This window comes from Mycobacterium sp. NGS64 (assembly GCF_059812245.1).
The window spans coordinates 807,132-820,531 of the sequence record NZ_JCALCI010000003.1; the positions used below are offsets into that span (position 1 = coordinate 807,132).

Annotated in this window: 11 protein-coding genes; all 11 read right to left on the reverse strand. The window is 65.8% G+C overall.

Annotated features, from left to right (window positions below; genetic code table 11):
• Nucleotides 1–15: 15 nt before the first annotated feature.
• On the reverse strand, nt 16–453 hold the full coding sequence (locus AC5Y4S_RS17715) for a nuclear transport factor 2 family protein (RefSeq protein ID WP_500033965.1): 438 nt from the start codon (nt 451–453) through the stop codon (nt 16–18).
• Between the two features lie 68 nt (nt 454–521).
• Nucleotides 522–1,109 (reverse strand): TetR/AcrR family transcriptional regulator, encoded by a 588-nt coding sequence (locus tag AC5Y4S_RS17720; RefSeq protein ID WP_500033966.1) that lies wholly within the window; start codon nt 1,107–1,109, stop codon nt 522–524.
• A 329-nt stretch (nt 1,110–1,438) separates the two neighbouring features.
• The gene (locus AC5Y4S_RS17725; protein ID WP_500033967.1) at nt 1,439–2,497 is read right to left on the reverse strand and encodes a cupin domain-containing protein; all 1,059 of its coding nucleotides are present in this window, start codon (nt 2,495–2,497) and stop codon (nt 1,439–1,441) included.
• Nucleotides 2,498–3,110: 613 nt separating this feature from the next.
• On the reverse strand, nt 3,111–6,191 hold the full coding sequence (locus AC5Y4S_RS17730) for a replicative DNA helicase (protein ID WP_500033968.1): 3,081 nt from the start codon (nt 6,189–6,191) through the stop codon (nt 3,111–3,113).
• A 532-nt stretch (nt 6,192–6,723) separates the two neighbouring features.
• Nucleotides 6,724–7,182 carry a 50S ribosomal protein L9 gene (rplI, locus tag AC5Y4S_RS17735; protein WP_500033969.1) on the reverse strand — a complete coding sequence of 153 codons (459 nt, stop codon included), beginning with the start codon at nt 7,180–7,182 and terminating at the stop codon, nt 6,724–6,726.
• A 30-nt stretch (nt 7,183–7,212) separates the two neighbouring features.
• Nucleotides 7,213–7,467, reverse strand: coding sequence for a 30S ribosomal protein S18 (rpsR, locus tag AC5Y4S_RS17740; RefSeq protein WP_066935440.1), 255 nt, complete (start codon nt 7,465–7,467; stop codon nt 7,213–7,215).
• Between the two features lie 45 nt (nt 7,468–7,512).
• Nucleotides 7,513–8,028 (reverse strand): single-stranded DNA-binding protein, encoded by a 516-nt coding sequence (locus AC5Y4S_RS17745; protein ID WP_068111888.1) that lies wholly within the window; start codon nt 8,026–8,028, stop codon nt 7,513–7,515.
• Between the two features lie 98 nt (nt 8,029–8,126).
• A complete protein-coding gene (gene rpsF, locus AC5Y4S_RS17750) occupies nt 8,127–8,417 on the reverse strand; it encodes a 30S ribosomal protein S6 (RefSeq protein ID WP_044509152.1) in 291 nt (96 codons plus the stop codon).
• A 129-nt stretch (nt 8,418–8,546) separates the two neighbouring features.
• A complete protein-coding gene (locus tag AC5Y4S_RS17755) occupies nt 8,547–9,188 on the reverse strand; it encodes a DJ-1/PfpI family protein (RefSeq protein WP_500033970.1) in 642 nt (213 codons plus the stop codon).
• Nucleotides 9,185–10,831: a glycosyltransferase family 87 protein gene (locus AC5Y4S_RS17760; protein WP_500033971.1), complete on the reverse strand. Its 1,647-nt coding sequence runs from the start codon at nt 10,829–10,831 to the stop codon at nt 9,185–9,187. Before AC5Y4S_RS17760 ends, AC5Y4S_RS17755 begins: the two co-directional genes overlap by 4 nt.
• On the reverse strand, nt 10,828–13,374 hold the full coding sequence (locus AC5Y4S_RS17765) for a transglycosylase domain-containing protein (protein ID WP_500034056.1): 2,547 nt from the start codon (nt 13,372–13,374) through the stop codon (nt 10,828–10,830). The genes AC5Y4S_RS17760 and AC5Y4S_RS17765 overlap by 4 nt, the downstream gene beginning before the upstream one ends.
• Nucleotides 13,375–13,400 lie beyond the last annotated feature (26 nt).

Here is a 13,400-nt window from a genome sequence, read left to right on the forward strand (position 1 = left end):
GCGAGGAACCTCGGGTTAGGCGAAGTACGCGTCAAATGACCCGACGTCGGTCAAATGCGCTGTGACCTCAGAAATCTTGTCGTCACGGATGGTGAGCACGTTGACCACGTCCTGATCGAGCCGCTTGCCATTGTGTTCACCGGTGTCGTGCAGCGTGACCGCGACGGTGTCTTGGCCGAAAGCAAATCCGCGCGGCGAGATGTGCAGCCCGTACTGGGCAAACGTGTCGGTCAGCCTGGTGACGTCGTCGATTCCAGTCGCCCTGCCGGACACCACACTGGAGCCGGGGATGGTCCAGACAATGTCGGGGGTGGCGTGTTCGGCGATTCCGGCATGGTCGTCGTGCACGATGGCGGTCGCGAACGCGCCGACGATGGCCCGCTGCCGCTGGATTGTCGCAGCTTCGTCGTCCGGCGCTGCGATCGAATTGCCGCCCGGCACAACGCAAACCAAGAGCATGACGATACCCAGGCTTGCCAGAGCGGCTTTCCAAGCACTCGATGCCCACATGCCGCCTCCACTCAAGCGCGTCGCTTGCCGGGTGAAATGAGCCTATCCGCGGTCTCGCTCGCGGCGTCGATCACGTCTGCTTGCGTCGCGGGGTCGGCCATCGCGCGCGAGATCGACACCGCCCCCACCATCAGCGCGACGACGCTCCACGCCCGCCGCTGCCGATCGGCTCCGTCGAGAACATCGGCCACCCGCTGCGCAAGCGCGCTGATCTTGTGTTCGTACACCTCTCGAGTGGACACTCCCGCCCGCGCGACGTCGGCGCTAAGGGTCGGCATCACACATCCGTCGCCCGGGTTTTCCACGTGGCAGGTGCTGAGGTATTCCGCGAGAAAGCTCTTCAGCTTCGACCGGCGCTCGGTCTTGCTGCCGGACTCTGTGTCGGAAAGGAACGGCTCACCGACGGCGGCCTCGATGATCGCCTCGAGCATCGCTTCCTTGTTTGCGAAGTTCGAATAGAACGCTCCCGAGGTCACGTCCGCCGCGGCCGCTAGCCCGTCGACACCGATCCCGTTGAAGCCGGCGACCTTCATCGAGCGCGTGCCCGCACGCAGCAGCGCGGCGCGTGCCTTGACCTTCTGGTCTGCCGGGTATCTCATGACAAGAACTTTATAGCATAACCACCGATATTCTATCTTCGGGAAGCCGGCTCGGTCATCTGCCTGGCAGACGACGTCACCCCCGAAGCCTCCAGCGACCAGGTCCTGGCGATGACCTACCTCGGCGGCATGGCCTACCTCGAGGGCCGGCTGATCGCACCAAGCGATACGCCCCCTTGCGGGGAGTCGCTTGCGTCAATCCGGACGGCGCCCTGCACCGCATCGGATCTCGGATCACCTGATCGCACTAGACGCCCCAGCGCGGCCTGCCTTTACGCATGGCACGGGCTCGCGCGGCGGACGTGACCGCCACGCGAGCCCCCGTCCGTCTACACCTCGCTGATAGCGTGCGCGTCCAGCGCGTTGATCCGGTTCACGATCAGCGGGTCAGCTTTGGTGAACGGGAAGTCGGGCAGGTCGTCGATGTGGGTCTCGAACGTCGCCGCGAGCACCTGGCGCGAGTAGGCGCTGACCGAGGCCCGATAGCCGATGTCGGCAGGGGTTGGCTGGTCGAAAAAGATGCAGAAGTGCATCTCCGGCGCGTCGAAAACCTCGATGTGATGCGGGTAGGCGCGCGGGATGAAATACACGTCGCCCTGCCGCAAGTACCAAGTGTCCAGGCTGCCGTCGGGGTCCATCACCGTCATGCGTGCGGCGCCCTTGTTGACGTAGCCCATCTCCGCGGTAATCGGGTGCCAGTGCGGTTCGCGCATGCCGTCCTCACGGATGCGCAACGAGTACATCGACAGGTCCTTCAGCGCGGGCCAGTACTGCAGGCGGGCGGTCCTCGCCGAACCCACGGCTACGCTGACCGGCGGTGTCATCGCGTCGACCGAGAACTTGTGCGGGTCATCGAAGTAGGCGGTGGCTGGCACGTCGGGGCCACCGGTCCGGGCCGCCAGCGCGCGGTCGGTAGTGCTGCGGCGCATCGCCGCGAAGTCCGAGGCCGGCAGGTCGTAGGTGTTGCCCAGTACCGCGTCGGTCATCGCGCCGAAAGCCGCACCCAGCCCGAAGTCCTCGGGCCTCTCGCTGCGGAACGTGATGATGAATTCGGCTGTGTCCGTGCCGATGTTCTCGATGTGGTGCAGTGAACCGCTGTCGATGTGGAACATATCTCCGGCGCGCACCACAAAGGACGCGAACCGGCTGCCGGTGTCGAGGACCGAGACCAGCGCCGTTCCCGAGACGCAGTAGGTCAGCTCGTTGGCGTTGGCGTGCCAGTGCGGGGTCCGCATCGCCCCGGGGTTGATCAGCAACCGCTTGATGGACAGGCCCTTCAGGATCGGGAAGGTGTCGGCCGTCAGGCGCGTGATCGACCCCAGGTCGGACTCCTGCACAATTTCGCCCTGCGTTAACGACGCCACGTGCTTGCTTGTCTGCGTGATCATTTCGTCCCTCCTTTGGTGGATGTCTCAGCGTCTACCTCAACGATGCGGCTGAGGGACACGGCCGTCCAACACCGGTTTTGGATGTGATGATCACCGTCGTTTATCGAGCCGCTGTCGCGCGTTTCGGCCTGCGCAGTTCGGCGCCGACGTGGGTTGGCCGCTCGGGCCCTGGTGCTCGACGACTCCGGTGCCGTGCTGTTGTCGCGCGAGCTGGGCAAGAATGAACAACACGCCCGTAAACTCGTCACCGATGTCGACGGAATGGGTTCTCGAGTGTCGTGGACGGTCACGAACCAGGAACCGATGGGACGGACCATCCCCTGGGCAGGAGCGACATGCGGTTCGGGGTTTGGTCGATAACAGCTGGTATCCACGAACTTTGTTGTCGTCAGAGGCGTCGCCACAGCCGTCCGCTTGACGACTGGACGCCGATGTCCTTCGTGTACAAGGCAATCCGAGTCCCACAGATCCACACGCAGAGCGGTTGGGCCACCGCTCAAGTCCACGCCTAAGCTTAGGCCGACCAACTAGATTCCTTGTGGCGGATCAGCCATTTCCTCGTCACGACGACGAGAATCGCCGTGTTGAATGAGAACCTACAACAAAGACGTGATCAACGCGCCATGTTGGCGAAGCGCGACAGGTGCAGCTGGTGCGCGACCGTAACCGTCTTGGTCGGACCGTTACGGTGTTTGGCGAGAATGAAATCCGCCTCCCCCCCACGCGGATCATCGCGCTCGAACGCGTCCGGCCGGTGCAGCAGGATGACGACGTCGGCATCTTGTTCGAGGCTGTTATGTACTGAAATCCCTTGTGCTACAAAGTTATTCGTCTCAGGAACGGTACCATCGTATACGTCGTGTTCACCGATGCTGCTGATCTCCACGATCCTGTCCCAAAACACATCGCTGGTAGCCAGAGCGTGAAGCTCGCGGTCTTCGAGCAGCGCAGCCACGCTCTGCAACCGAGAGCGCCCCGGTGCGAATCTTCTTGTCGCATCGGCAAAATTCGAGTTCATCGCAGCTGAAAGTTCGCGATGCGTTATGCCCTTTACCGTCAATGCTTTTGCGATTTTTTCCCACACTTCTTTGGGTATGGTGTCACAGCCTGGGCGACCGATGCGGGCGTCCAGCTTAGCGAGAACTCCGCGGGCAGACTCACCCCGCTTCCCGTGAACACCGATGCTTCTAAGGAACTTGCCCTGATTCTCCGCCCTGTCGATATACAGGGACCAACAATCGCGGTAGCCAAGCTTGCGCACAGGTGCTACCCGGGAAAAAACTCCAAATCGGAGTAGCAACTGCATGACGTCATCGACCAGACGCCGACTTGTCGAGGCGTAGTAGATCTGTGCAGCATCAGTTGACTCGTTCCAGCAAACCGAACCATCGGTTGCCCAGAGGTGCCTCAGGAACAACGCCACCTGGTCGTTGGGCGCACGAAATACGGCCTCCGGCACGAACTTTTCGTAACTGCGCTTGCCGAACAGACCCATTCCATCGAGCCAGGCAGCAATGGGATTGCGCCGGCCGCGTGCCAGTCGTTCCGGCGACGGCAACCGCAGCGTGGTCACGCGAGCCGCCGGGTATTCGTCGCGGATCGCCTTCACCCCGAAGTGCGCCGCGGAGATCGTCACCGCGGCGAGGTTCGCCTCATCGACCGACGCGTAGCGGATCGGCTGGCGTTTCACGCACGATCCGTCGCCGATCATGTGGGCAAGCAGCATCACCTCGCAGTCGTCCATCCGCTGCGTGTTGACGGGCTCGGGAACACGCCGCGGCGCGGCGATGCGATCGCCGATCTTGAGCTGCTCCAACGGAGTCCAACCATCGAGCTTCATGAACGGGTGGTTACCAGTGGCCTCGACCTCGCGGCCCGACGCCAATCGAAGCCGGAACACCTCCTTGCGGCCACTTGGGAAAACGTTGGTCATGGGGCGCGCGACCATACGTAGCCGCTCGTCCAACGACCACACCAGCGGACGCTCGCCCGTCCGCATCAGCTCACCGAACGTGACCTCAGCCCCAGTATCGGCGCGCAGGATCCGTGTCGATGCGGTCAGACATCCCGACTCGCGAAGGTCAGCGAGCATCGGCCTCTTGTCGGTGCGCTGCTCGGGACCGCGGTTGAGCTGGCTGATCGCCACCACCGGAACCTCGAGCTCCTTCGCCAAAAGCTTGAGATGCCTTGAGAATTCGGACACCTCCACCTGGCGAGACTCGTGCTTCTTGCCCGACGTCATCAGCTGCATGTAGTCGATGACGATCAGCCGCAGGTCGGCCTTTTGCCGCAGCCGGCGCGCCTTGGCCCGGATCTCCATCATGGTCAGGTTGGGCGAGTCGTCGATATACAGTGGCGCTTCGCTGATTTCGCTCATCCGGCGCGCCAGCCGCGTCCAGTCGTCGTCGCTCATGCGGCCCGAACGCATGTCGGCGAGCTTGATCTTGGCCTCGGCTGACAGCAGCCGCATCACGATCTCGGACTTGCTCATCTCCAGCGAGAAGATGACGCTGGCCAGCCGGTGCTTGATGGAACACGACCGCATGAAGTCCAGACCCAGCGTGGAATTGTGCGTCGGCACCATCCCTGCGCCGGCAAGATAAAGACGCGCGGCGTTGTCCACCTGGACACAGCGCACCGGCACACTTTCCACGCGGCGCACCGAGATGATCTGCAGGACAGGAGCCAACAAGGCCGTCGTCCCAAAGTCGCCGTAGTGCGGCGTCGAGCCGGCCGCGGCAATCGTGTCCCAGCCGCTGCGCAGCTGAGCTGATGTCCGGATGCCGCGAGTCGTGGGCCACTGATGCGCGGCGTCCGCGGTGATCACTGTCCCGTCGGAGAACTCCACCTCGTAGCAGGGGCGTCCCAGCATCACGTCCGTCGCGGCAACCACCCGCGTCGGCTGCCCGTCGGCGTCGAGCAGCTCCTCACCGACCGCGACGTCGCCCATCGTTGTCCAACCGCCCGGCGTCGGCAGGGGCGTTTTCAGCGCCAGCGCCTTGCCCACGCCAGGTCGGGCCGCCACGATGATCATCTGCCCGGGGTGCAGGCCGTTGGTCACCTCGTCGAGCTCGGTGAAACCGGTCAGCACGCCGCGCGACACCCCGCCGCTGGACGCGATGGCGTCGATCTCGTCCATCGTCGGCTGCAGCAGGTCCTCGAGGGGAACGAAGTCCTCGGACATCCGGCGGTCAGCGACGTCGTAGATCTCGGCCTGCGCGCGGTCGACTATCTCGGCGACGTCGGCTCCCTCGGCGCCCGCGTAGCCGTATTGCACGACCCGCGTGCCCGCCTCGACCAACCGTCGCAGCAGGGCCTTCTCGGCGACGATGCCCGCGTAGTACCCCGCGTTGGCCGCCGTCGGCACCGTCGAGATCAGGGTGTGCAGATAGGGCGCGCCGCCGATGCGGCGCAGCATGCCGCGCCGGTCCAGTTCCGCGGCCACCGTCACGGCGTCGGCCGGCTCGCCGCGCCCGTAGAGGTCGAGGATCGCGTCGTAGACATTCTGGTGCGCCGGGCGGTAGAAGTCGCCGGGCCGCAGCCGCTCCAAGACGTCGGCGATCGCGTCCTTGCTCAGCAGCATCCCGCCCAGCACCGACTGCTCCGCGGCGAGGTCCTGCGGGGGCTGGCGGCCGAACTCTTCGTTGGGTGGCGACGAATCCATGCCTGGCGCGAGGTCATCGACGACCGCCACGGACTCTCACCTCCCCTAACACGAGTAGCCGAACATACATTCGAACCGACATTCGGAGCGTAAGTCAAGGCCCCGACAACCACCGACCTAGCGCGCCCGTATCGCATCGCGCGGGGACGACGGTAAACGTTGCTGGCAAGGACTTAAAGGGGGCTCTGTTCATAAGGCTGTGCATCGTGTGTGCATATCCTTCGACACCTGTGTTGAACGGGGTGTGGAGAACCTGTGGATTAATTCGAGACTCCGCGACATCGCTGCTGATAAGAGCAGTACAACTCACCACAATCGGTGTGGACAGGAATCTCTTCGGCGTGTCGTCGCAGGTTACTGCGTCGGGCGTGTTGGCTTTCGGCCATATTTTCGCCGAGTTACGAGGTGGTTAAGAGGTTCTGCCGCCGGCACCCCTGAAAGAGTTCGCCAGCCGAGCAAACGCGACGGAGTTCAAAAGCCGCCGCGAACCCCGCGCCGAGCACCAAAGGTTCGGCGGCGGCCGATCGAGGGCCGCCACCGAATGAGAGCAAACGCTACTTAGTTAGCTATCCGCGACGACATCGAGCGCGACCTCCGCGTCGATCTCGGGGTGCAGGTGCACCGAAACCGCATAGGTGCCGACGGCCTTGATGTGCGTCTTGGGCAGGCGGACGACCCGCTTGTCGAGGTTGGGTCCGCCGGCCTTCTTGATGGCCGCGACGACGGCACCGGCGGTCACCGAGCCGAACAGCTTGCCCGTGTCGCCCGCGGCCTTCACCGGCAGCGGGACGGGGCCCAACGCATCGATCGCCGACTTGATTTCGTTGGCGTGCTCGAGGTCGCGAACGGTCTTGGTCTCGCGGGCCCGACGAATCTCGTCGGCCTGCTTTTGTGCGCCGCGGGAGGCCAGGATGGCCAGGCCGCGCGGGAGCAGGAAGTTGCGGCCGTACCCGTCCTTGACCTCGACCGCGTCGCCGACAGTCCCGAGGTGATCGACGTCAGCCGTCAGAATCAGCTTCATTGTTTTGTACTTTCGGTTGGCTCTCGGCGGCTACCGCGTCGAGGAGGTGAAGGGCAGCAGGGCCACCTCGCGCGCGTTCTTCACCGCGATGGCGATGTCGCGCTGGTGCTGCACGCAGTTGCCGGTGACCCGGCGCGCCCGGATCTTGCCGCGCTCACTGATGTAGGTGCGCAACAGGGTGGTGTCCTTGTAGTCGATCGCTTGACCCTTTTTGGCGCAGAAGACGCATTTGCGCGCCTTGATCGGCTTTTCCGGAGCCGGGCGCCGCTTGGTGGACTTGGCCATGTCTGTCTTTCTTTCCGTTTGTTACTGGTCTGAAGGTTTTGTGTTTTAGAAGGGGGGCTCGTCGTCGCCGCCGCCGAAGGACCCCGACGCCGGGGCGCTGCCCCACGGGTCGTCCCCGCCGCTCGGCTGGGCCGCCGGGGCCGCCGCCGGGCGCGAGCCGCCGCCCCCGCCGAAGCCACCGCCCCCGCTCCCGCTGCGGCTGGCCTTGTTGACCTTGGCGGTGGCGTACCGCAGCGAAGGCCCGATCTCGTCGACCTCGACCTCGACGACGGTGCGCTTCTCGCCCTCACGGGTTTCGAACGAACGCTGCTTGAGCCGTCCGGTGACGATCACCCTGGCACCGCGAGTGAGGCTTTCCGCGACGTTCTCGGCGGCCTCCCGCCAGATGTTGCACCGCAGGAACAGCGCCTCGCCGTCCTTCCATTCCCCGCTCTGGCGGTCATAGATCCGTGGCGTCGAGGCCACGGTGAAGTTCGCCACGGCGGCACCCGAGGGAGTGAACCGCAGTTCGGGGTCGGCGGTCAGGTTGCCGACAACGGTGATTGTGGTGTCACCAGCCACAGGTTCCTCCTCGTTCCACCCTGTTCGTCGCCTTTGGACGGGGGATAGACATCAGTGTGTTCCCGCTGAGCGTACGCAGCTCCGACGACACTCGGCAGTCAGTGCTTGTCGGTGCGCATCACCTTGGTGCGCAACACCGACTCGTTGAGGCTGAGCTGGCGGTCGAGCTCGGATACCGTCGCCGGCTCGGCCTTCAGATCGACGACGACGTAGATGCCCTCGGCGTGCTTGGCAATCTCGTAGGCCAGGCGGCGCTTGCCCCAGATGTCGACCTTGTCGACGGTCCCGCCATCCTTCCGGACGACGTTGAGGAACGTCTCCAAGGATGGGGCAACGGTGCGCTCGTCGAGCGTGGGGTCAAGAATGACCATGATTTCGTATGGACGCATGGAAACCTCACCACCTCCTCTGGTCTCAAGCGGCCACGGTCGTTCCGTGGCAGGAGGGTCGCCTGCGTCGGCAACCGCACCAGGGTACCGGACGGGGGGCCGGCCCGAAAAATCCGTCCGTCCGGTGCCTTACTTTCGGCGTTCGGTGTATTCCTTCGCCCTGGCCCTCGTCGCGTCGTCGGCCTTGGCGAGCGACCCGGCGTCGAACGGCGGCTGCGGGTCGTATTCGATCAACAACTGAGCGGCTTGCGCGGCCTCTCGGTCGACAAGAAGCTCGACCAACCGTAGGGCCATGTCGATGCCGCTGGACACACCGGCGGCGGTGATGATTCGCTGCGACAGGTGCTCGACAACTCGTTCGGGCACGTAACGTGCGCCCAACTCGTTCAACAAATCCGCAGCACTGAAATGGGTCGTCGCGGTGAGCCCGTCGAGCAGGCCGGCGGCGGCCAGCAACAACGCCCCGGTGCACACCGAGGTGGTGAACGTGGTGTTGGGGTGCACCGATCGAAGCCAGGCGCGGATAGCGTCGTCGTGGATCAGCTGGCGGGTTCCGATGCCGCCCGGCACGACTACCACGTCGGGGGCGCCGACTTCGTCGAAGGCCGCATCGCAGGCGACGCCGAGCATGCCGTTTTCGGTGCGCACCTCGCCGCGGCGGTGCCCGACGAACACGACCTCGATCGATGGAATGCGTTGCAGCACTTCGTACGAGCCCACGGCGTCCAAGGCGGTGAACCGTGGGAACAGCGGGATCGCGACGACGGTCATGGCGCCGCGGCCACCGCTTCCTTGTCCGGTTCGGCTGCCGGCGCCGTCGGGCGGCGCACCCCCGGCGGACGCAGCCAGTCGGGCAACCAGCGGGGCGGTGCGTCGGAGGCGCGATCGAAGGGGCCTCCCGCCGGATCGTCGACGCGTCCGCCCCAGCGCACCAGGTCTTCCTCGGGCCGGTAGATCTGCCGGAGAACGAGCACACACAGCGCCACGACCGCGATATCGCGCAGTAGCACCGTCGTGGTGAAGAACTGCTCCGGCAGCCCGCGGTTCGGGTTGCCGTACAGGTAGTACATCCGCGGCACCCAGACCAGTGCGTCAATTGTCATCCACGCCAACAGGATTCGGCGATGCGGCAGCGCCAGCACGGCCAACGGCACCAACCACAACGAGAACTGAGGGCTCCACACCTTATTGGTCAACAGGAAGGCCGCCACCACCAAGAACAGCAGCTGCGCCAGCCGTGGTCGCCGCGGGGCGGTCAGCGCGACATACGCGATCGCGGCGCAACACAGCGCGAAGGACACCGCGACGACCGCGTTCAATACGGTCGGCGGCTGCCAGAAGCCCAGCCCGGGATCGAAACCGCGCCAGCCGGTGAACGACTTCACCACGTTGTACAACGAATCCATATCGTCGCCGCGCCGCGTGTTGAGCCGGAAGAACTCAGACCAACCGCGCGGAAACAGCACCAGCACAGGCAGATTCACCAACAACCACGTCGCCGCGGCCGTCGCCGCTGTGCGCACCAAGGCGCGAAGGCGACCGGTCCGGATGCCCAGCACCAACATCGGGCCCAGAAACAGCAGCGGATAGAGCTTGGCCGCGGCGCCCAATCCGATCAGCACACCGGCCAACACCGGTTTGCGCCGCGCCCAGGCCAACAGCCCGCCCATCGCGAAAGCCGTTGCCAAAGCATCGAAGTTGGTGAATATCTGAAAGATCACCAACGGCGAGGCGGCCACCAGCGCGGCGTCCCAAATGCGCCGGCCCGACAGCCCCGCGGTCGCCCAGACGGTCGCCAGCCAGGCCAACGCCAGCCCGAACGCCGCGATGTCGAAGAACATCACCACCTCGGCCACCACCGGCAGCGGCGCGACCTTGCTCAGCGCGGTGTAGGTCTTGGCCACCGCCATCGACACGTACTGGTAGACCCCGGTCAGCACCGGATACTCCATGTAGCGCACGGCGGGCCGGCCGTCGTAGCGCGTCTGCGGCGCGCCGCTGCCGTCGGTCTCGATCCAACTCGACTTGTACGGGAACTTGCCCTGGCTCAACAACTCCGCGCCGTAGAGGGGCACCGTGTCGGAGTAGCACAACTCGTAGTAGGCCCGCTGGTTCTCCCAATTGGCGACCCGCTGGTCGCCGCTCCCCGAGCCGGTGCTCTGCAGGCACGCCGCCTTGGTCGACCAGCCGAGCGCCAGAAACACCAGCGCGATCAGGAACATGACCCGCACCGGCGTCATCACCCTGGTGCGGCCGATGAGCGCGTGGCGGCCCACCGGTCCGCCCACGACATCGGCCAGTGCCGCGCCCAAAACGTCGGTGCGGCTGGGGCAATCGCGATTGTCGGCGCTGCGCAGATCGGCGGCCAGGGGCCGCGGTGAGATGGTGCTGTCCTGCTGCCGCGCGCCGGTCACGGCGGCGGCGGGGGCGCTTGCGGGCCGCCCGGCGGGACGCCGGGTGGCTGCGGACCACCCGGCTGGGTGCCCCCGGGCGGCGGAGGCGCGTTGGTGATCGTCGTCGGCGGGCCGACCGGAATCGTGATGCCGGGCGCCACCTCGATGGTGGGCTGGATGACGCTCACCGCGGGCGGTGCCGGCGGGGGCGGCGCGGCGGGAACGCCGGCGTAGCCGCCGATCTCGCTCGGCTTGGGGAAGGTCTCGTTGGGGGTGCCCTTAAGGGCGCCGTCCATGGTCGCCTTCCAAATGTCCGATGGCAGGCCGGAACCGTAGACCTCCGCACCGGAGGCCGTCACCAGCGGCACGTTGTCTTGCACGGTGCCCACCCAGACCGCCGTCGACAGCGACGGCGTGTATCCGACCATCCAGGCGTCCTTGTTCGCCTGGGTGTCGCCCAGCTGCACCGTCCCGGTCTTGGCGGCCGAGGGGCGCCCACCGGCCAAATTGTGTCCGCGCGAGTAGCCGGCAATCGGCGCCATCGCGGCAGTGACGTTGTCGGCGACGCCCTTGTCGATGCGGTTCTCGCCGTTGTTGTCGGAGTTGCCGGCGTCGAACAGCACCTGGCCTTCGGCGTTGACGACCTTTTGCACCAGATGGGGCCGGTGGTAGACACCTGACGCGGCCAGTGTGGCGTACGCCGAGGCCATGTCGATGGGCCGGGTTTGGTACTGGCCCAACACAATTCCGTTGTTGGGCGGTCCGCCCTTGCCGTCCTCGGACAGCGTGTGCGCGACACCGGGGAAGCTGGTCGCGACGCCCGCCTGGTGTGCGGCGTCGGCGACGGCCTGCGGTCCCCCCTTGAGCTTGAGCATCAGGCGGTAGTAGGCGGTGTTGAGCGAAAGCTTCAGCGCCTCGGCGATATTGCAGGTCCCGCAGCTCTCCCCGTCGACGTTGGTGATCTTGATCCCGTCGACGGTGAGCGGCGAACTGTCCACCTGGTAGCCCAGCCCGATACCTTGCTGCAGCGCGGCAACCAGAGCGAACACCTTGAACGACGATCCGGTCTGCAGCCCGGCCTGAGCAAAGTCGAAGCCGTTGGCGTCCGAACCGCCGTAGTAGGCGCGTATCGCGCCGGTGTGCGGATCGACCGACACCGCCGCGGACCGCATGTCGGGGTCCTGCCCGTCAAGGTATTTCGACACCGCCTTCTCCGCGGCCTGCTGGGCCTTCGGGTCGATCGTCGTGGTGACCTGCAGCCCCTGGGTGTTCAGAGTCTGCTCGTCGATGTTGAACAGCTCCATCAGCTCTTTGGTCACCTGGCGCTCGATCAGCCCGTTGGGCCCGGTGGTCTGGTTCTGCGCGCGGGCCTGATCGGGCGGCAACGTCGCCGGAAACACCTGTGCCGCACGGTCGCTCGGCGACAGCGCCTTGGTTTCCACCATGCCGTCCAAAACCCAGTTCCACCGCTCCGCGGAGCCCTTGGGATCGACGGCGGGATCCAGCGAGGAGGGCCGCCGGATCAGCGCCGCCAACAGCGCTCCCTCGGACACGGTGAGCTGCTCGACCGGCTTGTCGAAATAGGCCTTCGCGGCGGCCGAAATGCCGTAGGCCCCGCGACCGAAGTAGATGATGTTCAGATAGGCCTGCAAGACATCGTCTTTGGACCATTCCCCCGACATCTTGGTCGCGATCACCAATTCCTTGGCCTTGCGCATCAGCCCGCTGAACCCGTGCTGCGCCGAACCGACGAGCGCGTTCTTTACGTACTGCTGGGTGATCGTCGAGCCGCCCTGCAGGTCGCCGCCGAAGAGGTCGTTGTTGACCGCCCGCGCGAACCCGGTGAACGAAATGCCCGGGTTGGAATAGAAGTTGCGGTCTTCCGCGGCGATCACCGCCTGACGCACATGGACCGGCACCTGGCTGATGTTGACGTCGACCCGATTCCCTTCGGGCGGAACGATTTTGGCGAGCTGCGAGCCGTCGCTCGCGAGGATCGTCGAGACCTGGTTGGTGCGGATGTTGCCGGGTTTGGGCACGTCGACGATGAAGTACGCCATGGTGAAGGTGACGATCGGCAGCAGCACCAAGGCCGCCGCCGTGATGTAAGCCGCCCGTCGCACCCACAACCAGTTGATCTGCTGGGTCCAGCTCCAGTCCACCCCGGGTCGTGGGGGTCTTCCAGCAGGTCCATCAGGTCCGCCCGGTCCGCCGGGCCCACCAGGCCCTCGGGGCGGGGGTGGGGGCCCTTCGGGTGGGCGGCGCCCGGACATCGGCTCGCCGCGGCGCGGGGCGGTCGCCCGTCCGTCCAGCGCGGCCTTCACCTCTTCGATCGGGTCGCTTTGCAGGGGCACAGACGCGGGGCGGTCGAGTGCGGCCTTCACCTCTTGGACCGGGTCGGGCCGGCGGGGGGCGCGGTCATCGACGACGGGCGGCAGGATCGTGGTCAACCGGTCGTCGGGTGGAACCGGGCGGCGGCGCCCGGGCGCGTGGGGCGCCTCTCGCCGCTGCGGATCCGGACGGTCGGGGTTCCCCGGCCGGTCGGTGCTCGCGTGCTTGCCCACGCGCTCGGTCGCCGATTCGTTCAGGT

Bases quoted from the DNA above. Each gene is read 5' to 3' on its own strand.
- AC5Y4S_RS17720 (WP_500033966.1), bottom strand. From the start codon at position 1,109: ATGAGATACCCGGCAGACCAGAAGGTCAAGGCACGCGCCGCGCTGCTG.
- AC5Y4S_RS17725 (WP_500033967.1), bottom strand. From the start codon at position 2,497: ATGATCACGCAGACAAGCAAGCACGTGGCGTCGTTAACGCAGGGCGAA.
- rplI (WP_500033969.1), bottom strand. From the start codon at position 7,182: ATGAAGCTGATTCTGACGGCTGACGTCGATCACCTCGGGACTGTCGGC.
- rpsR (WP_066935440.1), bottom strand. From the start codon at position 7,467: ATGGCCAAGTCCACCAAGCGGCGCCCGGCTCCGGAAAAGCCGATCAAG.
- rpsF (WP_044509152.1), bottom strand. From the start codon at position 8,417: ATGCGTCCATACGAAATCATGGTCATTCTTGACCCCACGCTCGACGAG.
- AC5Y4S_RS17755 (WP_500033970.1), bottom strand. From the start codon at position 9,188: ATGACCGTCGTCGCGATCCCGCTGTTCCCACGGTTCACCGCCTTGGAC.